Annotated in this window: 15 protein-coding genes; 11 read left to right on the top strand and 4 right to left on the bottom strand. The window is 74.3% G+C overall.

What is annotated here, in order from left to right; translation table 11 throughout:
- The first annotated feature begins 223 nt into the window (after positions 1-223).
- Both ACFYMO_RS05270 and ACFYMO_RS05265 read left to right on the top strand, forming a co-directional pair.
- On the top strand, positions 224-877 hold the full coding sequence (locus ACFYMO_RS05270; RefSeq protein ID WP_366769996.1) for a DUF4232 domain-containing protein: 654 nt from the start codon (positions 224-226) through the stop codon (positions 875-877).
- A 197-nt stretch (positions 878-1074) separates the two neighbouring features.
- The gene (locus ACFYMO_RS05265; protein WP_366769997.1) at positions 1075-1986 is read left to right on the top strand and encodes a glutaminase; all 912 of its coding nucleotides are present in this window, start codon (positions 1075-1077) and stop codon (positions 1984-1986) included.
- Between the two features lie 119 nt (positions 1987-2105).
- Here the strand turns inward: ACFYMO_RS05265 and ACFYMO_RS05260 are convergent, their stop codons facing one another.
- Positions 2106-4922 (bottom strand): SpoIIE family protein phosphatase, encoded by a 2817-nt coding sequence (locus ACFYMO_RS05260; RefSeq protein WP_366769998.1) that lies wholly within the window; start codon positions 4920-4922, stop codon positions 2106-2108.
- Positions 4923-5421: 499 nt separating this feature from the next.
- Here ACFYMO_RS05260 and ACFYMO_RS05255 point away from each other — a divergent pair, with 499 nt between their 5' ends.
- Together ACFYMO_RS05255 and ACFYMO_RS05250 are read left to right on the top strand one after the other, a co-directional pair.
- Positions 5422-6633: a PP2C family protein-serine/threonine phosphatase gene (locus tag ACFYMO_RS05255; RefSeq protein WP_388544644.1), complete on the top strand. Its 1212-nt coding sequence runs from the start codon at positions 5422-5424 to the stop codon at positions 6631-6633.
- 235 nt (positions 6634-6868) lie between these two features.
- On the top strand, positions 6869-7702 hold the full coding sequence (locus ACFYMO_RS05250; protein WP_366770000.1) for an alpha/beta hydrolase: 834 nt from the start codon (positions 6869-6871) through the stop codon (positions 7700-7702).
- Positions 7703-7784: 82 nt separating this feature from the next.
- Here ACFYMO_RS05250 and ACFYMO_RS05245 read toward each other — a convergent pair whose 3' ends face one another.
- Together ACFYMO_RS05245 and ACFYMO_RS05240 are read right to left on the bottom strand one after the other, a co-directional pair.
- Positions 7785-8213 carry a CBS domain-containing protein gene (locus tag ACFYMO_RS05245; protein ID WP_360300247.1) on the bottom strand — a complete coding sequence of 143 codons (429 nt, stop codon included), beginning with the start codon at positions 8211-8213 and terminating at the stop codon, positions 7785-7787.
- 128 nt (positions 8214-8341) lie between these two features.
- On the bottom strand, positions 8342-8938 hold the full coding sequence (locus tag ACFYMO_RS05240) for a TetR/AcrR family transcriptional regulator (RefSeq protein ID WP_366770001.1): 597 nt from the start codon (positions 8936-8938) through the stop codon (positions 8342-8344).
- A gap of 231 nt (positions 8939-9169) precedes the next feature.
- Here ACFYMO_RS05240 and ACFYMO_RS05235 point away from each other — a divergent pair, with 231 nt between their 5' ends.
- The 3 genes from ACFYMO_RS05235 to ACFYMO_RS05225 are packed head-to-tail and all read left to right on the top strand — an operon-like array spanning position 9170 to position 12848.
- Entirely contained in the window at positions 9170-9739 is a 570-nt protein-coding gene (locus ACFYMO_RS05235) for a 2Fe-2S iron-sulfur cluster-binding protein (protein WP_366770002.1), read from the top strand.
- Positions 9736-10728, top strand: a complete 993-nt coding sequence (locus tag ACFYMO_RS05230) for a xanthine dehydrogenase family protein subunit M (RefSeq protein WP_366770003.1) — start codon at positions 9736-9738, stop codon at positions 10726-10728. The genes ACFYMO_RS05235 and ACFYMO_RS05230 overlap by 4 nt, the downstream gene beginning before the upstream one ends.
- Positions 10725-12848 (top strand): xanthine dehydrogenase family protein molybdopterin-binding subunit, encoded by a 2124-nt coding sequence (locus ACFYMO_RS05225; RefSeq protein WP_366770004.1) that lies wholly within the window; start codon positions 10725-10727, stop codon positions 12846-12848. Before ACFYMO_RS05230 ends, ACFYMO_RS05225 begins: the two co-directional genes overlap by 4 nt.
- 95 nt (positions 12849-12943) lie before the next feature.
- On the opposite strand, the gene ACFYMO_RS05220 is transcribed toward ACFYMO_RS05225, so the two are convergent.
- Positions 12944-13894 carry a LysR family transcriptional regulator gene (locus ACFYMO_RS05220; RefSeq protein ID WP_366770005.1) on the bottom strand — a complete coding sequence of 317 codons (951 nt, stop codon included), beginning with the start codon at positions 13892-13894 and terminating at the stop codon, positions 12944-12946.
- 172 nt (positions 13895-14066) lie between these two features.
- Between ACFYMO_RS05220 and ACFYMO_RS05215 the strand changes: the two genes are divergently transcribed.
- From ACFYMO_RS05215 to ACFYMO_RS05200, 4 genes are all read left to right on the top strand, one after another.
- Complete coding sequence (locus ACFYMO_RS05215; RefSeq protein ID WP_366770007.1) at positions 14067-15239, top strand: FAD-binding oxidoreductase; 1173 nt, start codon at positions 14067-14069, stop codon at positions 15237-15239.
- Complete coding sequence (locus ACFYMO_RS05210; protein WP_366770008.1) at positions 15229-16695, top strand: VOC family protein; 1467 nt, start codon at positions 15229-15231, stop codon at positions 16693-16695. Before ACFYMO_RS05215 ends, ACFYMO_RS05210 begins: the two co-directional genes overlap by 11 nt.
- An 8-nt stretch (positions 16696-16703) precedes the next feature.
- Positions 16704-18233 carry an aldehyde dehydrogenase family protein gene (locus tag ACFYMO_RS05205; RefSeq protein WP_366770010.1) on the top strand — a complete coding sequence of 510 codons (1530 nt, stop codon included), beginning with the start codon at positions 16704-16706 and terminating at the stop codon, positions 18231-18233.
- Positions 18234-18411: 178 nt separating this feature from the next.
- A complete protein-coding gene (locus tag ACFYMO_RS05200) occupies positions 18412-19185 on the top strand; it encodes an SDR family NAD(P)-dependent oxidoreductase (RefSeq protein WP_366770011.1) in 774 nt (257 codons plus the stop codon).
- The last annotated feature ends 51 nt before the right edge of the window (positions 19186-19236 follow it).

The raw sequence follows: 19236 nt of genomic DNA, 5'->3' as shown, positions 1-19236 counted from the left end.
CGTCTACGCCCGGCCGGTCCGGCTCAGTCTACGCGGGCGCATCGCGCCCGGCCGCCCGCACGGAGGCGCCCTGCGGCGCCGGCGCCGCCCTCGGAGGGGAGGCCGCCAGTGGGGCCACCGGCACGCGTGCGGACGGCGGACTCGGCGCGGTGTATGGCGCATCCGGTGGGCCCGGAAGGCTTGAGGCCCGAAGTCGGGTACTGATAGGTATAGAGCAATGATCATGACTTTCGGTGTCCCGGGTACGGCGGATACGGCGTACCGGGCCCGCCGCGCCCCGGGCCGGTCCTGGCGGCGGGTGCGGGCTGCCGCGGGGACGGTGCTGCTGCTCGCCGCGGTCGCCGCGTGCGGCGGCGGGGATGACGCTGACGGCAAGGATCCGGGCCCGGGCGACTCGCCGCCCGCTTCCGCGGCCGACGGCGCCCCCGGCTCCTCCGCCCCGGCCACCGGCGGCGGCCATGAGGCGGCCGGAGGCGGAGCCCGGCGCTGTGCCGCCTCGGACCTGACGATGTCCCTGGATCCGGCGGAGAGCCCGGCCGGCAGCCGGTACTTCGACGTGGCCCTGAAGAACACCACGGACGCCGCCTGCCTCCTCAAGGGCTACCCCCGGGTGTCGCTGACCGGTGAGGACGGCGCCGCGATCGGCAGCCCGGCCGCCCACGCGGGCGGCGCCGGCCGGACGGTGACCGTGCAGCCCTCCACCCGCGCCCACGCGAAGCTGCGCACCAGGAGCGAGGACGCCGCAGACGGCTCCTGCTGGGCGAAGCCGGGGTCCGTCGAGGTGCGTCCGCCCGGCTCCGACCGGGCCCTGACCGCCGAAGTGGACGGACTGCGGGTGTGCGGCGGCCTGTTCACGGTGACCGCCCTGGAGTGGTGAGGCACCCCGGCGGGCCGCTGCCGCGCACGGTCGGCTCCGCCATCCCGCGGCGGGGCCGCGCCGCAGGTCCCGCCGCAGGTCCGGCCGCTCGCGCAGGCTAGAGTCTGCGCCGGACCCGGCGTGCGCACCGGTGCCGCTCCAGGCGGCGCGTGCCCGGCATCGGAGACGGCACACGACGCTCGGGAGAAGCGCGGACGATGGACTACCAGGCGGTGCTCGAGGAGGTCGCGGCCACCGCGGCGCCCCAGGTCGGCCGCGGACAGCCGGCCGGTTACATCCCGGCGCTGGCCGAGGTGGACCTGGGCGGGTTCGGCATGGCGGTCGCCGACGTGGACGGCTCGGTCACCGGGGTCGGCGACTGGCAGGTGCCCTTCTCGATACAGAGCGTCTCCAAGGCGTTCGGCCTGGCGCTGGTTCTGGCCCGGGACGGTGAGAGCCTGTGGAGCCGGGTGGGCCGCGAGCCGTCCGGCACGGCCTTCAACTCCCTGGTGCAGCTGGAGTACGAGAACGGCATCCCGCGCAACCCCTTCATCAACGCGGGCGCGCTGGTGGTCACCGACCGGCTGCAGTCGCTCACCGGCGACGCCAGTACCTCGATGCTGGACTTCCTGTGCACCCAGAGCGGCAATCCGGCCGTCCGCTTCGACCCGCAGGTGGCCTCCTCCGAGTCCGAGCACGGGGACCGCAACGCCGCCCTGGCGTACCTGATGGCCAGCTACGGCAATCTGGACAATCCCGTACCGACGGTGCTGGACCACTACTTCTGGCAGTGCTCGATCAGCATGAGCTGCCGCGACTTGGCGCTGGCCGGCTCCTTCCTGGCCCGGCAGGGGGTGGGGACGGACGGCTCCCGGCTGCTCCCGGCCCGCGATGTGAAGCGGGTCAACGCGGTCATGCTCACCTGCGGGACCTACGACGCGGCGGGCGATTTCGCCTACCGGGTGGGGCTGCCCGGCAAGAGCGGGGTCGGCGGCGGGATCCTGGCGGTGGTGCCCGGCCGGTGCACGCTCTGCGTCTGGAGCCCCGGCCTGGACCTGCGCGGCAACTCGGTGGCCGGCGTCGCGGCGCTGGACGCCTTCACCTCGCTCACCGGCTGGTCGGTGTTCTGATCCGACCCGGCTGGCCGGTGCGGTGAACCGGCGCCGCCCGGGGCGCGGCAGCGGTTCCGGGACGTGTACCGGAGCGGCCCGCCGGGGCCGGGGTCCCGCCGGGCCGGGTGCCGGGGGCGTCACAGCTCCGCGTCGCCCCACTGGTCCAGCAGGCTCTCTCCGGACTCCTCGCCGGTTTCGTCCCCGCCGTCGTGCAGTGGCTGCTCGGTCCAGATGATCTTGCCGCGGCCGGTGTAGCGGGTGCCCCAGCGCCGCGCGAACCGGGCGATGAGGTAGAGCCCGCGGCCCCCTTCGTCCGTGATCGCCGCGCGGCGCAGATGCGGCGACGTGCTGCTCCCGTCGGCGACCTCGCAGATCACGCTGTTGCGGTCCCGCAGCAGCCGGAGGTGGATGGGCGGGATTCCGTAACGGATGGCATTGGTGACCAGTTCGCTGACGATCAACTCGGTGGTGAAGGCCAGGTCCGCCAGGCCCCAGTCGGCCAGGCGCCGGGCGCATGCGGCGCGAACGGGCGCCACGGCGGTCGGGTCGTCGGGCACTTCCCAGGTCGCGACCTGGTCCGGGGCCAGGGTGTGGGTGCGGGCCACCAGCAGCGCGATGTCGTCGCTGGGGTGCTCGGGCAGCAGTGCGCCGATCACGGCCCGGCAGGTCTCCTCGGGAGTCCGGTCCGGCTGGGCGAGGGCGTCGCGCAGGAGCGCGAGACCGGTGTCGGCGTCGCGTTCCCCGTTCTCGACGAGGCCGTCGGTGAACAGCGCCAGCCGGCTGCCGGCGGGCAGGTCCAGTTCCGCGGTCTCGACCGGCATCCCGGCTCCGAGTCCCAGCGGAGGGGCGAGAGGGAGGTCGGGGAAGGTGACGGTGCCGTCCGGGTGCACGAGGGCGGGCCCGGGGTGACCGGCGCGCGCGGCGGTGGTCCGGCCGGAGACCGGGTCGTAGACGGCGTAGAGGCAGCTTGCCCCCGTGAGGGCGGTGCCGTCGCCCTCCACGGCGCGCTCCTGGTCGATGCGGGCGACGAGTTCGTCCAGATGCGAGAGGAGTTCGTCGGGTGCCAGGTCGAGTGCGGAGAAGTTGTGCACCGCGGTGCGCAGCCGGCCCATGGTGGCGGCCGCGTGCAGCCCGTGGCCCACCACGTCCCCCACCACCAGCGCCACCCGGGCACCCGGCAGCGGGATGACGTCGAACCAGTCCCCGCCCACCCCCGCCCGCGCCGGCAGATAGCGGAACGCCACGTCCACGGCGGACAGTTCCGGCAGCTCGCGGGGGAGCAGGCTGCGTTGCAGGGTGACGGTCATGGCATGCTCGCGGGTGTAGCGCCGCGCGTTGTCGATGCTCACGGCCGCGCGGGCGGTCAGCTCCTTGGCGAAGGACAGGTCGCTCTCACCGAACGGCTCGCCCTCGGAGCGCCAGAAGTCGGCCACTCCCAGCACCACGCCACGCGCCTGGAGCGGTACCGAGAGCAGGGAGTGGATGCCGTACGCGAGCACCCGCCGGGCACGCTCGGGATCCTGGGCGCGCCAGCCGCGGGAGGCGGCCAGGTCGGGTTCCAGCACCGGCCGGCCGCTGGTCGCGACGGCGGCGACGGGGTTGGTGGGCGCGAACCGGATCAGCTCGCCCTCCGGATAGAGGGGAGGGTCGTCCCGGATGCCGCGGACGGCGGTGCGGCGCATCTCGGTGCCGGCCTCGCCCGGCTCCTCTCCGCGCAGCACCGGGTCCAGAAGTTCGACGGTGACGAAGTCGGCGAACCGGGGCACGGTGACCTCGGCCAGTTCCTCGGCGGTGCGCGCCACATCCAGGGTGGTCCCGATCCGGACCCCGGCGTCGTAGAGCAGTTGCAGCCGCTCCCTGGCCACCTCGGCGCGGCCCGCCAGCGCCTGCAGCTCCGTGGTGTCGCGCAGCGTGGCCACGCTGTGGGACGCTCCCCCGCTCTGCTCGACGGACCGCACGTTGACGGCCAGCAGCCGGTCCCCGACCAGGTGCACCGCATCGGTGGTCGGTTCGCCGGAGGCCAGCAGTTCCGCCGTGCCGGGAGCCAGGCCGAGGTCGCCGACCGCCCGCCGTTCCGCGTCCTCGGGCAGGTCCAGCAGCCGCCGCGCCTCGTCGTTGGCCAGCAGCAGCCGTCCTCTGTCGTCGACGATGAGCACGCCTTCGCGTACCGCGTGCAGCACCGCGTCGTGGTGCTCGTACATCCGCGTCATCTCGATCGGCCCGAGTCCCCGGGTCTGGCGGCGCAGCCGCCGGCTCACCAGCGCGGAGCCGCCCATCGCCAGCACCAGCACGCCGGCGGCCGTGCCGAAGAGCAGCGGCAGTTGCTGCTGGGCCTCCTGGTTGACGTTGTCGATGGTGATCTCCGGCGCGACCACGCCCGCGACGGTGCCGTCCGCGCGGAAGACGGGCACGGCGGCGTACACCGACAGCCCCAGCGGGTCGGTGACGGTGTGGGTGAGGGACTCGCCTTCGAGCGCCTTCTTGTAGGGCCCGACGAAGCGCTTTCCGATCCGGCCGGGGTCCCGGTGTGTGAGACGGATGCCGTCCGTGGTGGCCACGACGATGTTGTCGACGCCGGTCCGCTTCCGGGCGGCCTCGGCACGCGGCTGGAGAACCGCGGTCGGATCGGGGCTGTCCAGGGCTTCCGCCGTCCCCGGAGCGTTCGCGAACCCTTCTCCGGCGGCGAGTACCTCGTCGCGGGTCCCCTCGATGCTCTGGCGGCGGGACTGCACCACGAGGCCCGCGACCGTCACGGCGACGAGGACGAGCACCAGCACCAGTTGCAGCAGCAAAACCTGGCCCGCGACGGTGTGCACACCCAGCAGGGAGCGCGCCTGCCGCCCCCATGAGAGGGAGCGCTGCCGAGGCGCGGCACCGGGGTGCTCGGGGCGCTCAGGCCCGGTACGCGGCGCGCTGCGGCCCTTCGCACGCCGGAGCCGGTCCCGTTTGGCCATATCGTGAGTATTGTCGTTCGATGGGGGTTGCTCAATCCGCGGCACGGCGGCTCCGCACGGGGACGGAGGAGGCGGCAGCGGGGGGCACGGGCCGGCCACCGGCCGGGAGCGCGGCGGTGAGTACGCGTCAGCCCGGCGGCGCCGAACCTCGTCGATGGCCTGATCGGGTGATGCGGGGCGGACTCCGCCGCTCACCGGACGGCTCCGCCCTCCCGGTCCGGCTCACCACACCGGCCCCGGAGAACCGGACCGTCCGGCATGGAGCGAACAACCGGGCGGACCGCGCCGGCCGGCGCACTGCCACCGAACGGCCCGGAAGCGGCCGGACGGGCCGAAACCGTCACCCGACCGGCCACACCGAATCCCGGGGACGCACTGCCCGCGGGTGTTGGTCGCCCCCGTGGTCACCCTCCGCGCCGAGAGTGGGGGCATGACTTCTCGCCAGGGACGCTCCTCCGGCCCCGAGGGAACGCCGGAACCGGCAGCGGCACGTGCGGCCATGTTCGGGGCACTGCTCACCGCGAGCCACACCTCCACCCTGGAGCACCTGCCGCAGCTCGTGGCGGAACACGCCCGGTGGGTGGGGCTCGGCGAAGTGCTGATCTACCTGGCGGACCTGCAGCAGGAAGTGCTCTCCCCGCTGTCCGGCGGGCCGGCGCCGGCGGGTGCCGGGGAGAGCGAGGAGATCGGCATCGAGGGCACGGTGGCCGGGCGGGCCTTCCAGCACGGGGAGATCCTCCCGGTGACGGTGGCCGATCCCTGCCGGTGGTGGGTACCGCTGGTGGACGGCACGGACCGGCTCGGCGTCCTGCGGATCACCGCCGAGGACGCGGACGCGGCGATGTACCAGGACATGGAGCGGCTGGCCGCACTCGTGGCGCTGCTCGTGGTCTCCAAACGCGGACTGAGCGACTCCTACGCCCGCCTGGTCCGCCGCAGGCGGATGAGCCTGGCGGCGGAGATGGAGTGGCGGATCATGCCGCAGCGCACGTTCGCGACGGACCGGGTGGTGATCAGCGCGGTCATGGAGCCCGCCTACGACGTCAGCGGCGACGTCTACGACTACGCGGTCGACGGCCGCACCGTGCACCTCGCGGTGCTGGACGCGATGGGCCACGACACCGCGGCGGGGCTGACCGCCAGCCTCGCGCTGACCACCATGCGCAACAGCCGCCGGGAAGGCGCCTCCCTGGTGCGTACCGCGGCCGCGGTGGACGAGGCGCTGCTCGGGCAGTTCCGCGGGGACCGGTTCGCCACCGGCATCCTGGCCGCGCTGGACGTGCCCAGCGGCGAGCTGACCTGGCTCAGCCGGGGTCACCATCTGCCGGTCATCGTCCGGGACCGCTCCACCATCGAGCCCGCGCACCCGCCCGGACCGCCGATGGGCACCGGGTTCCGGACGGACACCGAGGTGTGCCACACCCACTTGCAGCCCGGCGACCGGCTCCTGCTCTACACCGACGGCATCACCGAGGCCCGGAACAGCCGGGGCGAGGAGTTCGGCATGGCGCGGTTCACCGATTTCCTCATCCGGCACCAGGCCGACGAACTCCCCGTGCCCGAGACGCTGCGAAGACTGATCCGGCACCACCTCGAGCACCACCAGGGCCGGCTGCGCGACGACGCCACGGTGCTGCTCGTCGAGTGGCCCGGCTCCCCCTACCGGCCGGGCGAGGCCGAGGAACTGTCCGGTGTCCCCGCCGAGCGCTGACCCGCGACCCGGTGTGCGGTCACGGGCGCCGGCGGGTCCGGAGTCCCAAGGCGCGGCGGTACCGGTCCCCGCCTCGCCGGGGCGTCGCGCGGACCCGCGGCATCGCCGGCCTCCGGGAGCGAGCCCGGGTCCCCCGTCCCGCACGGAGGACGGGCACGGCCGGGCGAGCGATGATTTCGCTCCGGCCGGACGGTCCATCCCACCGAAAGCCGCCGCACCCCCTTCGGAGGAACCCATGGACCCCCGCTCGGACGAGACCGCAGCCGCCCGCACCCTGGAGGTGCCCGGCGCGCGGCTGCACTACGAGGTGCGCGGCGACGGCCCGCTCCTCGTCCTGGTCGGCGCCCCGATGGACGCCGCCGCCTTCGCCCCGCTGGCCGGCCAGCTCGCGTCGGACCACACCGTGCTCACCACCGATCCGCGCGGAATCAACCGCAGCGGGCTCGACGACCCGGCCCAGGACTCCACCCCGGAACTGCGCGCCGGCGACCTCGCCCGGCTCGTCGAGGCGCTGGGCCGCGGTCCGGCCGCGGTGCTGGGCTCCAGCGGCGGCGCCGTCAGCGCGCTGGCCCTGGCCCAGCACCATCCCGGAGCCGTGCACACGGTCGTCGCCCACGAGCCCCCGCTGATCGAACTGCTGGAGGACCGCGACGAGCTGCGGAAGGGCACCGAGGAGACCGTCCGCGCCTACCTCGGCGGCGATGTGACCGGTGCTTGGCGGAAGTTCTTCGCCAACGCCGGAATCGCCCTCCCCGACCCGGTGGTCGAGGAGATGTTCGGTGGTGAGCGCGATCCGCAGCAGGTGGCGGACGAACGCCGCTGGTTCGCGCACGAGATGCGGGCCTCCAGCTTCTGGCAGCCCGACCTCGCGGCGCTGCGCTCGGCTGCCACCAGGATCGTGGTGGGGGTCGGGGAGGACTCCGCCGGTCAGCTGTGCGACCGGACCTCGCTGGCGCTCGCCGAGGCGCTGGGCGTGCAGCGGGCCGTCTTCCCGGGCGACCACACCGGGTTCGTCGAGGACCCCGGCGCCTTCGCCGCGCGGCTGCGGTCGGTCCTCTCCGCGCGCTGACCACCCGGAGCGGCCTCGGTGCGCCGGGCAGCCCGACGGCCCGCCCGGCGCATGCCGAGGCGGGTCCGCCGTGGGGCGCGGCTCAGGCGTAGACCTGTTCCACGAACCCCGCGAGCTGCTTGTCGTTCAGGTGGTGCCGGCCCAGATCGGTCTCGCTGATCACTCCGACCACGCGCTTGTTCCCGTCGATGACGGGCAGGCGCCGGATCTGGTGGGTCTCCATCTCGCGCAGGACCTCGCTCAGGTCCGCCTCGGCGCTGATCCAGCGCGGGGTGCCCTCGCACAGCTCTCCCGCCGTCACCCGCGAGGGGTCGCGTCCGGCCGCGATGCAGCGGACGACGATGTCACGGTCGGTGATGATGCCGCACATGCGCTCGTTGGGGTCGTTGGGGTCACTCACGGGCAAGGCACCCACGTCCATCTCGCGCATCAACTGGGCGGCCCGGTCGAGGGTCTCGGTGGCGGGCACCCACCGGACGCCGGGGTGCATGATGTCGGCTGCCGTGGTCATGGCATCCTCCTGTCGCCGCGGTCCAGCATTCTGTTCCGCCCCCCGGTCCATCGTGGTCGCCCTGCCGGGTTTACGCCATTCGGGGCCGCGGCCCTGCGCACATCCCGGCGCGGACGGCCCCGCGGGACTCACCCGCCGGCGGCCGGGCGTCCCGGGGCGCCGGCCCGCAGCCCGTCCATCACCAGATCGAGGAGCCGGTCGGCGCGCGCCTGCCAGTCGTGCTGCGGGTCGATCTGCCACAGGCCCGCGATGGCCAGGAGGAAGTCCTCCGGAGTCATCCCGGGGCGTATCGTTCCGGCGCGTTCGTTGGCCTCCAGCAGGGTGCCCACGGCCTGCGTCAGCGGACCGTGCCCGAGCCCGGCGAGGGTGCCGCAGGCGCTGGTGGCCGCCCGCAGCGCGTCGGCGAGACCCGCCTTGGCCAGCGAGTACCGGGCGAGTCGGTCCATCCATTCGCGCAGCGCCCGGTCCGGCGGCCGGGTGCGCAGCAGTTGCTCGGCGGCCTCGGCCACCTGCTGCACCTCGTACCGGTAGACCTCCAGGACCAGGGCCTCGCGGCTGGGGAAGTTGCGGTAGAGGGTGCCCTGGCCGACCCCCGCCTTCTTGGCGATGGTGCTCAGCGGCGCGTCGGCGGCGCGGGTCAGTTCCGCGAGCGCCACCTCCAGGATGCGTTCGCGGTTGCGCTGCGCGTCCGAGCGCAGCGCGGTGCCGGGCTTGTGGTGCCGCACTCATCCTCCTCTCCGCCCCGGCGCGGAACTGCGGTGCGCAGTGGCGATACGCGGGAACTCTTGCGAACCGGACAACTGTCCGCTACGTTCATGACGCATGGAGTGGACTACTGTCCGCTTTCTCCAACCCACCATAGCGTCGGATCCCCGGGCGGCGGACGCTCCGTCCGCCCCAGCCTCTCCGCCCGCGCGCCGATCCTCCTCGTACCGCACTCGCGAAGGAAGCTGTTCATGGCTCCAGCCACCGCCAGCGCAATCACCTTGAAGATCAACGGAGAGCACCACACCCTGACCGTCGACAACCGCACCACCCTGCTCGACGCGCTGCGCGAGCGCCTCGGCCTGACCGGTTCGAAGAAGGGCTGCGACCAAGGGCAGTGCGGCGCCTGCACCGTCCTGGTCGACAGCCGCCGGACCGTGGCCTGCCTGCAACTGGCCGTCGCTGCCGAGGGGCGCGCCGTCACCACCATCGAAGGCGTCGCGGACGGCGAGCAACTGCACCCGGTGCAGCAGGCGTTCCTCGACCTCGATGGATACCAGTGCGGCTACTGCACCCCGGGGCAGATCTGCTCCGCCCTCGGCGTGCTGGACGAACACGCGGCGGGCTGGCCCAGTGCCGCCACCGGCGACATCCGGCCCGAGGCGGGACCGCCGCCGCTGACCCCCGAGGAGATACGGGAGCGGATGAGCGGCAACCTGTGCCGCTGCGGCGCGTACGTGTCGATCGTCCAGGCCGTCTCGCAGGCCGCCGGCCCGTCCGGCCCCGCCGCGGGCACGGACCCGAAGGAGACGGCCGCATGAGGGAGTTCAGCTACCAGCGCGCCACCGATGTCGAAGGGGCCGTCGCGCTGCTCGACTCCGACCCGGACGCGCGCTACCTGGGCGGCGGCACCAACCTGGTCGACCTGATGAAGACCGGGGTCGAACGGCCCGGGCGGCTCGTCGACATCCGGGAGCTGCCCCTGGACCGCATCGAGCCGACCGCGGAGGGCGGACTGCGGATCGGCGCCACGGTCACCAACAGCGACCTGGCCGCCCACCCCGGGATCCGGAGCCGCTACCCGGCGCTGGCGGAGGCCGTACTGGCCGGGGCCTCGGGACAGCTGCGCAACATGGCCACCGTCGGCGGCAACCTCCTGCAACGCACCCGCTGCGCCTACTTCACCGACACCACACTCCCCTGCAACAAGCGCACCCCGGGCAGCGGATGCTCGGCGGCCACCGGCGAGCACCGCAACCACGCCATCCTCGGCGCCTCGGCGCACTGCGTGGCCGTCCATCCCTCCGACATGGGCGTCGCGCTGGCCGCGTTCGACGCCGTCGTCTCCTTCGAGACCGCCGAGGGAAGCGGCGAGCTGCCGCTGGCCGACTTCTACCTGCCGGTCGGCGACACTCCGCACCGGGAGACCGCACTGCCGCAGGGGGCGCTCATCACGGCCGTCACGCTGCCGCCCGCGCCGGTCGCCGCGCGCTCCCGCTACCGCAAGGTGCGGGAAAGGGCCTCCTACGCCTTCGCCATCGGCTCGGTAGCCGGTGCTCTCGACGTGGCCGACGGCGCGGTGCGCGACGTACGGCTGGCCTTCGGTGCCGTCGCCTCCCACCCGTGGCGGGCCAGGGCCGCCGAGCGGACACTGCTGGGGCAGCCGGCCGAGGAGACGGCGTTCGCGGCGGCGGCCGACGCCGAACTGGCCGCGGCGCAGGCGCTGGAGCAGAACGCCTACAAGCTGCCGCTGCTGCGCAACCTCGTCGTCTCCCTGCTCACCGAACTGGCCGAGGAGGCCGCCCGATGACCACCACGGCGAAACCGCGGACCGTCGGTGCCGCCCGCACCCGCGTCGAGGGGCGGGAGAAGGTGACCGGCACGGCCCGCTACGCGAGCGAGCAGCCCTTCGAGGAGCTGGCGCACGGCTGGCTGGTCCTCTCGACCGTCGCACGCGGCCGCGTCCGGGCGGTCGGCGAGGAGGCCGTGCGGGCCCTGCCCGGTGTGCTGACCGTGCTGCACTCCGGCAACGCGCCGCGGCTGACCACGGACTTCGTCTCCCTGCTCGGCCCGCCCGATCCCATCGTGGCACTCTTCCAGCACGACCGGGTGCCGCACCTGGGATGGCCGGTGGCACTGGTCGTCGCCGAGACGCCGGAGCAGGCGCGGGAGGCCGCCGAGGCGCTGGTCGTCGAGTACGACGAGGAGCCGCACGACGTCGCCTTCCACGCCGGCCGGCCCGGCAGCTACACGCCCGAGGACAGCGGCGCCGTGGCCGCGAAGGGCGACCTGGAAGCCGAACTGGCCGCCTCCGGCGTGCTGGTGGACGCCTCGTACACCACCCCCGAGCAGCACCACAGCGCCATGGAACCGCACGCCGCCACCGCCCGCTGGGACGAGGGACGACTGGAGGTGCTCGACACCAACCAGGGCACCGGGTGGGTGGCGGGCGATCTGGCCCAGCTGTTCTCGCTCGACGCCTCCTCGGTACGGGTGCGCTCGGAGCACATCGGCGGTGCCTTCGGCTCCAAAGGGGTCCGGCCGCACCAGGTGGGCGCGGTGATGGCGGCGACCCTCCTGCACCGGCCGGTCCGCCTGGCACTGACCCGCCGCCAGGTGTTCGCGGTCACCGGCTACCGCAGCCCCACCGCGCAGCGGGTGCGGCTCGGCGCGGACCCGGACGGGCGGCTGCGCGCGTTCGGCCACGAGACGCTCAACCTCACCTCGACACTGCGTCCGTTCGTGGAGACCAGCGCCGCCTTCGGACGGGTCATGTACGACGCCCGGGCGCACCACACCGCGCACCGCCTCGTCGGCCTCGACATGCCGACGCCGACCTGGATGCGGGCGCCCGGCGAGGCACCGGGATCCTTCGCGGTGGAGTCGGCGCTCGACGAGCTGGCCGAGCGGCTGGGCATGGACCCGATCGCGCTGCGGGCCCGCAACGAGCCGGAGACCGGACCGCTCTCCGGTCTCCCCTTCAGCAGCCGCAACCTGCTCGGCTGCTTCGAGGAGGGCGCCCGCCGGTTCGGCTGGAGCGGGCGCGACCCGCGGCCGCGGCTGCGCCGCGAGGGCCGGTGGCTGCTGGGTACCGGAACGGCCGCGGCCAGCTATCCCTCCGGTGCCGCGCCCTCGACCGCCTCCGTGACAGCCGAGCCGGACGGCGGCTTCACCGTGCGGATCTCCGCGGCGGACGTGGGCACCGGCGCCCGTACGGCCCTCACCCTCGTCGCCGCGGAAGCCCTCGACGTGGAGACCGAGCGGGTCACCGTACGGATCGGGGACAGCGACTTCGGCCAGGCATGGGTCGCAGGCGGCTCCATGGGCACCCGTTCGTGGTCTCTGGCCGTCGTCTCGGCAGCCGAGGAGCTGCGCGGCCGGCTGGCGCTGTCCGACGGTGACATCCCGCCGGAGGGCGTCACCGCGCGCACGGACACCGCGGGGCTGCTCGCCGAGCTCGCCAAGAAGGAACGGCACTCCTTCGGGGCGCAGTTCGCCGAGGTGGCCGTCGACGTGACCACCGGAGAGGTCCGTGTGCGGCGCATGCTGGGGGTGTTCGCGGCGGGCCGGATCATCAACCCGCTCACCGCCCGCAGCCAGCTCGTCGGGGGGATGACCTGGGGCCTGTCCATGGCGCTCCACGAGGAGGCCGTGCGGGACGCGGCGTCCGGTGGCCAGGTGGGGGCGGACTTCGCCGGCTACCACATCGCCGCCAACGCGGATGTCCCGGTCATCGAGGCGGACTGGATCGACGACCCCGTCCCCGACGACCCGGTGGGGGTCAAGGGCATCGGCGAGATCGGCATCGTGGGCGCGGCCGCGGCGATCTCCAACGCGGTCTGGCACGCGACCGGGGTCCGCCACCGGGACCTCCCGCTGCGTCCGGACCGCATTCTGCGGGCGGAGGGGGAGGCCGGACCCGGCGCCTGAGCCCGGGCAGGGCGCAACCGGTGCGGGGGCGGACTCGGCCGCCGTCGCTCCCGCACCGGTCCCGCGTCCCCGCGCCCGAGGGGGGACGCAGAGGATCAGCGGGGCCTCCCGCTCCCCTCCCCCGCAGGCCTGCGCCCCGGCCCGTCCGCCGGGGCGCAGGCCGCCGAGCGCAGCACGCCGAGCAGCGCCGCCACCGTCGGCCGGTGCCGCGCGGCGGTCCGGCACACCGCCACGATCTGCCGCTCCACGGTGTCACTCAGCCCGAGGACGTCGAGGTGCGAAGGGCGCAGCCGCAGCATCAGGTCCGTCACGAGGCTGACCCCCACCCCGGTCTCGACCAGGGCCAGTGTCGCGGCCGTGTCGGTCACCTCGTGCAGCACCCGCGGTTCGAAACCGGCCCGGCGGCAGGCGGTGAGCGCCGCGCGGCCGTAGTAGCTCCCGGCCGGCGGCAGGATCCAGCCCAGCTCCCGCAGTTCGTGGAGCGCGACCGTCTCCCGGCCGGGCAGGTCACCCGCGGGTGCGGCGAGGGAGAACCGTTCGCGGGAGAGCGGGAGCACGCACAGCGACGCGTCGCGCGGCAGCGGTACGTCCGGGTAGTCCAGGCCCAGGGCCAGCTCCACGGAGCCGCCCGCCACCGCGTCGTACACCTCGTCCACGTCCATGTCGCGGCTGCGTACGGTGAGGCCCGGGCAGGTCTCCCGGGCGTTCCGGAGCGCGAGGGGCAGGATCTCGGCGGCGGCGGTGGCGAAGAGGCCGACCCGCAGCGTCCCGGAGACCTCGTGGCGGGTGCGCTCCAGCGCCTCCACGGCTTCGGCCTCGGTGGCCAGGATCCGTTCGGCGTGGGCGGCCAACGTCACCCCCGCGTCGGTCAGTTCGACCCGGCGCCCCACCCGCCGCAGCAGCTCCATGCCGGTGGACCGCTCCAGTGCGGCGATCTGCTGGGAGACCCCGCCGGGGGTGTAGCCGAGGGAGCGCGCGACCGCGGTGACCGTGCCCCGCCTGGTCAGCTCCACCAGCGACCGCAGTTGCGGACTCGTCCAGTCCATACAGGAACGGTAAACGAACCTGAGCAGGAACTGTTCATGGACGTCAACGGTCGTGCTGCGCCACGATGTCGGGACAGCACGCTGATCAGCACCGCCGCACTGACAGCAGCGCCGCGTCCGGGCCCGGGCCGCCCCGCCCGATCCCGCCGTCGGCCCTCGGAAGGGACCGGCCATGCCCTCCTCCGCTTTCCGAACCGTTCCGGACTCCGCCGACGTCGTGATCATCGGCGGCGGGGTACTGGGCGCCAGCGCCGCGTTCCACCTCGCCGAGGCCGGAGTGCGCGACATCGTCCTGCTGGAGCGCGGCGAACTGGGCTGCGGCAGCTCGGGGAAGCCGATCGGCGGCGTACGCGCCCAGTTCTCCGACCCGCTCAACATCGAACTGGGCCGGCGCAGCCTGGACGCGTACCGCGCCTTCGGCGACCGCCCCGGTGCGGACATCCGGTTCGATCCCGTCGGCTACCTGTTCCTGCTCGACAGCACGGAACAGGAGGCGGACTTCGCGGCCGGTGTCGGCGTCCAGAACAGTCTCGGCGTGCCCAGCCGCATGATCGGTCCGGACGAGGCGCGGCGGCTGTGCCCGTGGCTGAGCACCGACGGCCTGGTGGCCGCCGCCTACTGCCCCACGGCGGGCCACGCGCGCCCGGGAGCGGTGGTGCGGGGTTACGCCGACGCCGCGAGTGCCTGCGGCGTGCGGGTCGCCGAGCACACCGAGGTGACCGGCCTCGGGACGGCCGGTGGCCGGGTGACCCACGTGCAGACCAGCCATGGTCCGATCTCCTGCGGCAGCGTCGTCTGCACGGCGGGAGCGTGGTCCGGGCGGATCGGCGACATGGCCGGCGTCAGCCTTCCGGTGCGCCCGGTGCGGCGGCAACTGGCGTTCACCGCGCCGCTGGCCCCGGACGCGCCCCGGATCCCCTTCACCATCGACTTCTCCTCCAGCGCCTACTTCCACAACAGCGACGACGGGCTGCTCTTCGGGCTGGCCGACCCGGACGAGGCCGAGGGCTTCGACACCACCTGGACACCGGGCTGGCTGGAGCGCTTCCGCGCCGTGGCGCGCCGCCGCGCCCCCGGCCTGGCCGGCATGGAGACCGTCGGCGGCTGGGCCGGGCTCTACGAGAACACCCCGGACCACAACGCGCTCATCGGCCGCTCCGGCGAACTGGAGAACTTCCTGTACGCCACGGGGTTCTCCGGGCACGGCTTCCTCCAGGCCCCGGCGGTGGGCGAGATCGTCCGCGACCTGCACCTGGGACGCCGCCCGTTCGCCGACCCCGCGCCGCTCAGTGCCGACCGGTTCCGCGCCGGGTCCGGGATCCGTCCCGAGGCCCATGTCGTGTGAGTGCGCACTCCCGAGGAAGGAAGGGCGAACCGTGAAGAGAGTCGAACAGTGGCGGCTGCGTGCCGCGTTCGCCGCGCGGCTGTCGCGGATGTACGGCCGGGAGGTGCCCGCCTACACGACGCTGGTGGAGGTCTCCCACGAGGTCAACGAGGACGTCCTGCGCACCCGGGGCGGCGCGGCCGAACGGCTGGGCTCCCCCGGCCGGGTGACCGCGGAGCGGCACGGCGCCATCCGCGTCGGCACGCCCGCGGAACTGCGTCAGGTCGCCCGGCTCTTCGCGGCCCTGGGGATGCGCCCGGTCGGCTTCTACGACCTCCGGGAGGCCGCGGCCAGCGCCGTCCCCGTGGTCTCCACCGCCTTCCGGCCCGTCGACGCGGAGGAGTTGGCACGCAACCCCTTCCGCGTCTTCACCTCCCTGCTGACTCCGGCCGACCCCCGCTTCTTCGGCCCCGGGCTGCGCGCACGGCTGGAGACCTTCCTCGCGAGCCGCGAGCTCTTCCCGCCGGAGCTGCTCGCCCTGGCCGACCGGGCCGCCGCCGAGCGGGAACTGCCCCCCGAGGAGGCCGAGCGCTTCCTCCGGCTCGCCGTCGGCGCCTTCGAGCTGTCCTCCGAACCGGTCGACCGGGCCTGGTACCGGACGCTGGAGCGGGTCTCGGCCGTGGCGGCGGACATCGCCGGGGTCCGCAGCACGCACATCAACCACCTCACCCCGCGGGTGCTCGACATCGACGAGCTGTACCGCCGGATGACCGCGCGCGGCATCGAGATGATCGACACCATTCAGGGCCCGCCCGCCTGGCCAGGGCCCGACGTGCTGCTGCGGCAGACGTCCTTCCGGGCGCTGACCGAACCGCGGGCGATGCGCACTCCGGAGGGCGAGGTGGTCGACGGTGCGCTGCGGGTGCGGTTCGGCGAGGTCGAGGCGCGTGGTATCGCCCTCACCCGGGCGGGCCGCGCCCGCTACGACGAGCTGACCGATCTGGTCGACCGGCGCAGCGCGCAGGCGTCCGGGCGGCGGCGCGAGGAGATCGCCCGGGAGGTGTGGGAGCAGCAACTGCCCCGCACCGAGTGGGAACTGGCCGCGCACGGACTGGCGCACTTCACCTACCGCACGGCCGCCGACCCGCCCCGCGACGGCAGTCGGCCCCCGGCGGACATCGGCGCACTGCTGCGGCGCGGGTGGGTCGAGGCCGAGCCCCTCGTCTATGAGGACTTCCTGCCCCGCTCCGCGGCCGGCATCTTCCAGTCCAACCTGACCTCGCAGGGCACCCGCGACAATTCGCGGGAGGCCGCCTCCTACGACGCCGAGTGGCTCTCCGGCGCACTGGAGCGCGAGGTCCTCGACCCCTACGCACTCTACGAGCGGCAGCAGCACCGCTCCCTGTCCCGGGTCGCGCACGAGCTGGGTCTGGAGCGCACCGGCCTCGTCCGCCCCGTCCACCGCGAACACCCCTGAGGATGGCCATGACCAGCACCGCCCTGCCCAGTACGGACGACCTGCGGGCCCGCGCCCGCGCCCGCCTCGACACGATCGGCGTGCGCGTACCGGAAGGCGACGACCTCCCGGCCCGGACCCCGCTCACCGGGGAGCGCCTCCTCGGGCTCCGCGCCGCCACCCCCGCCGGCACCGAGACGGCCGTCGCCGAGGCGGGCGCGGCGTTCCGCACCTGGCGCAGCACGCCCGCGCCGCGCCGCGGGGAACTCGTGCGCAGGCTCGGCGAGCTGCTGCGCGAGCACAAGAGCGACCTCGCCGACCTGGTGACGATCGAGGCGGGCAAGATCAGGTCCGAGTCCCTGGGCGAGGTCCAGGAGATGATCGACATCTGCGACTTCGCCGTCGGCCTGTCCCGGCAGTTGTACGGCCGCACCATCGCCTCCGAGCGCCCCGGGCACCGGCTCGCCGAGACCTGGCACCCGCTCGGGGTGGTCGGTGTCATCTCCGCCTTCAACTTCCCCGCGGCCGTGTGGTCGTGGAACACCGCTGTCGCGCTGGTCTGCGGGGACACGGTCGTCTGGAAGCCCTCGGAGCTGACCCCGCTCACCTCCCTGGCCTGCGACCACCTGCTGGCCCGCGCCGCCGACGAGGTCGGGGCGCCCCGCGCGGTGCACCGCCTGCTGCTCGGCGACCGGTCCGTCGGCCGGCAGCTCGTGGACGACCCGCGGATCGCCCTGCTCAGCGCCACCGGCTCGACCCGCATGGGCCGCGAGGCGGCGCCCCGCGTCGCGGCCCGGCTCGGCCGCAGCCTGCTGGAACTCGGGGGCAACAGCGCCGCGATCGTCGCCCCGTCGGCCGATCCCGACCTCGCCGTGCGGGGCATCGTCTTCGCCGCCGCGGGCACCGCGGGGCAGCGCTGCACGACGCTGCGCCGCCTCCTCGTCCACCGGGACGTCGCCGAGACGCTGACCGCGCGGCTGGTCTCCGCCTACCGCACGCTGCCGGTCGGTGACCCGTTCGACGAGCGCACTCTGGTCGGTCCGCTGATCTCGCTCCCGGCCCTGGAGGAGATGGACGGCGCGCTGGCCCGGGCCCGGACGGCGGGGGGCGAGCTCCTGGCCGGGGGCCACCGCAGGCTTGCTGACGCCGCCCCGGGAGCCGCCTACTGCGAACCGGCCCTGGTCCGCGTCGAGAAGCAGTACGACGTCGTGCGGGAGGAGACCTTCGCACCGATCCTCTACGTCCTCGCCTACGACACCCTCGAGGAAGCGCTGGCTCTGCACAACGACGTCCCGCAGGGCCTCTCCTCCAGCATTTTCACCCGGGACCAGCGGGAGGCCGAGGTCTTCCTCTCCGCCGCGGGTTCCGACTGCGGGATCGCCAACGTCAACATCGGCACCTCGGGGGCGGAGATCGGCGGGGCCTTCGGCGGGGAGAAGGACACCGGCGGCGGGCGCGAGTCGGGCTCCGACGCCTGGAAGTCCTACATGCGCCGGGCGACCAACACCGTCAACTACTCCGAGGAACTCCCGCTGGCCCAGAACGTCAGCTTCCTGTGAGCGGCAGTCGCCCGTGAGCGGCTGCTCCCCGCGCGCGCGGATCGGGACGTCCGCGCGGCCCGTCCCGGGGCGGCTGCCCGCAGGCGGCTCGCTCCTCCGGGGCGGCTGCCCGCGGACGCGGGGGCCCGCATACCCTGACCAAAGCCCACCGCAGGTCCCAGAGCCGCCAGGAGCGTCGATGAGCACCGCCTCCCCCACCACCTCGTCCCGCACCGCTGTCGTCACCGGAGCGAGCAGCGGCATCGGCGCCGCCACCGCACGCCACCTGGCGGCGGCCGGCTACCGGGTCGTGCTGGCCGCGCGCCGCGCCGAGCGCGTCGCAGCGCTCGCCGCCGAGCTGGTGGAGGCGGGACAGCAGGCCGAGGCCCACACCCTGGATGTGACGGACCGTGCGGCGGTCGACGCGTTCGCCGAGCGGTTCGAGACGCTGGAGGTGCTGGTCAACAACGCGGGCGGGGCGCTGGGGGCGGACCCGGTCGCCTCCGGCGACCCCGAGGACTGGCGGCGGATGTACGAGACCAACGTCCTCGGCACCCTGCACATCACGCAGGCGCTGCTGCCGGCGCTGACCGCCGGCGAAGGCACGGTCGTGGTGCTCTCCTCCACCGCCGGCCTCGCGACATACGAGGGCGGAGCCGGGTACGTCGCGGCGAAGCACGCCCAGCACGTGCTCGCCGAGACCCTGCGCCTGGAGATCGTCGGCAGCCCGGTCCGGGTGATCGAGATCGCGCCCGGGATGGTCCGGACAGACGAGTTCGCACTCACCCGCTTCCGCGGGGACGAGGAGAAGGCCGCCCGGGTGTACGAAGGTGTGGCCGAGCCGCTGACCGCGGACGACGTGGCGGAGACCATCGCGTGGTGTGTCTCGCGGCCGAGCCGGGTCAACGTCGACCTGCTGGTGGTCCGCCCGCGGGCGCAGGCGTCCAACACCAAGGTGCACCGCGAACCGTGACCCGGCGCGGGCCTGCCGGCGTGGCCGGGCGGGCCTGCCCGGGTGTCCCGT

Source organism: Streptomyces sp. NPDC007025 (genome assembly GCF_042869455.1).
GTDB lineage: Bacteria > Actinomycetota > Actinomycetes > Streptomycetales > Streptomycetaceae > Streptomyces.
This window is presented reverse-complemented; position numbering and strand designations above follow the sequence as displayed.

Excerpts from the sequence above, each read along its gene's own strand:
- ACFYMO_RS05245 (WP_360300247.1), bottom strand. The coding sequence starts at position 8,213 with ATGACCACGGCAGCCGACATCATGCACCCCGGCGTCCGGTGGGTGCCC.
- ACFYMO_RS05210 (WP_366770008.1), top strand. The coding sequence starts at position 15,229 with ATGTCGTGTGAGTGCGCACTCCCGAGGAAGGAAGGGCGAACCGTGAAG.
- ACFYMO_RS05270 (WP_366769996.1), top strand. The coding sequence starts at position 224 with ATGACTTTCGGTGTCCCGGGTACGGCGGATACGGCGTACCGGGCCCGC.
- ACFYMO_RS05200 (WP_366770011.1), top strand. The coding sequence starts at position 18,412 with ATGAGCACCGCCTCCCCCACCACCTCGTCCCGCACCGCTGTCGTCACC.
- ACFYMO_RS05250 (WP_366770000.1), top strand. The coding sequence starts at position 6,869 with ATGGACCCCCGCTCGGACGAGACCGCAGCCGCCCGCACCCTGGAGGTG.
- ACFYMO_RS05255 (WP_388544644.1), top strand. The coding sequence starts at position 5,422 with ATGTTCGGGGCACTGCTCACCGCGAGCCACACCTCCACCCTGGAGCAC.
- ACFYMO_RS05225 (WP_366770004.1), top strand. The coding sequence starts at position 10,725 with ATGACCACCACGGCGAAACCGCGGACCGTCGGTGCCGCCCGCACCCGC.
- ACFYMO_RS05205 (WP_366770010.1), top strand. The coding sequence starts at position 16,704 with ATGACCAGCACCGCCCTGCCCAGTACGGACGACCTGCGGGCCCGCGCC.
- ACFYMO_RS05235 (WP_366770002.1), top strand. The coding sequence starts at position 9,170 with ATGGCTCCAGCCACCGCCAGCGCAATCACCTTGAAGATCAACGGAGAG.
- ACFYMO_RS05260 (WP_366769998.1), bottom strand. The coding sequence starts at position 4,922 with ATGGCCAAACGGGACCGGCTCCGGCGTGCGAAGGGCCGCAGCGCGCCG.
- ACFYMO_RS05220 (WP_366770005.1), bottom strand. The coding sequence starts at position 13,894 with ATGGACTGGACGAGTCCGCAACTGCGGTCGCTGGTGGAGCTGACCAGG.
- ACFYMO_RS05230 (WP_366770003.1), top strand. The coding sequence starts at position 9,736 with ATGAGGGAGTTCAGCTACCAGCGCGCCACCGATGTCGAAGGGGCCGTC.
- ACFYMO_RS05215 (WP_366770007.1), top strand. The coding sequence starts at position 14,067 with ATGCCCTCCTCCGCTTTCCGAACCGTTCCGGACTCCGCCGACGTCGTG.
- ACFYMO_RS05265 (WP_366769997.1), top strand. The coding sequence starts at position 1,075 with ATGGACTACCAGGCGGTGCTCGAGGAGGTCGCGGCCACCGCGGCGCCC.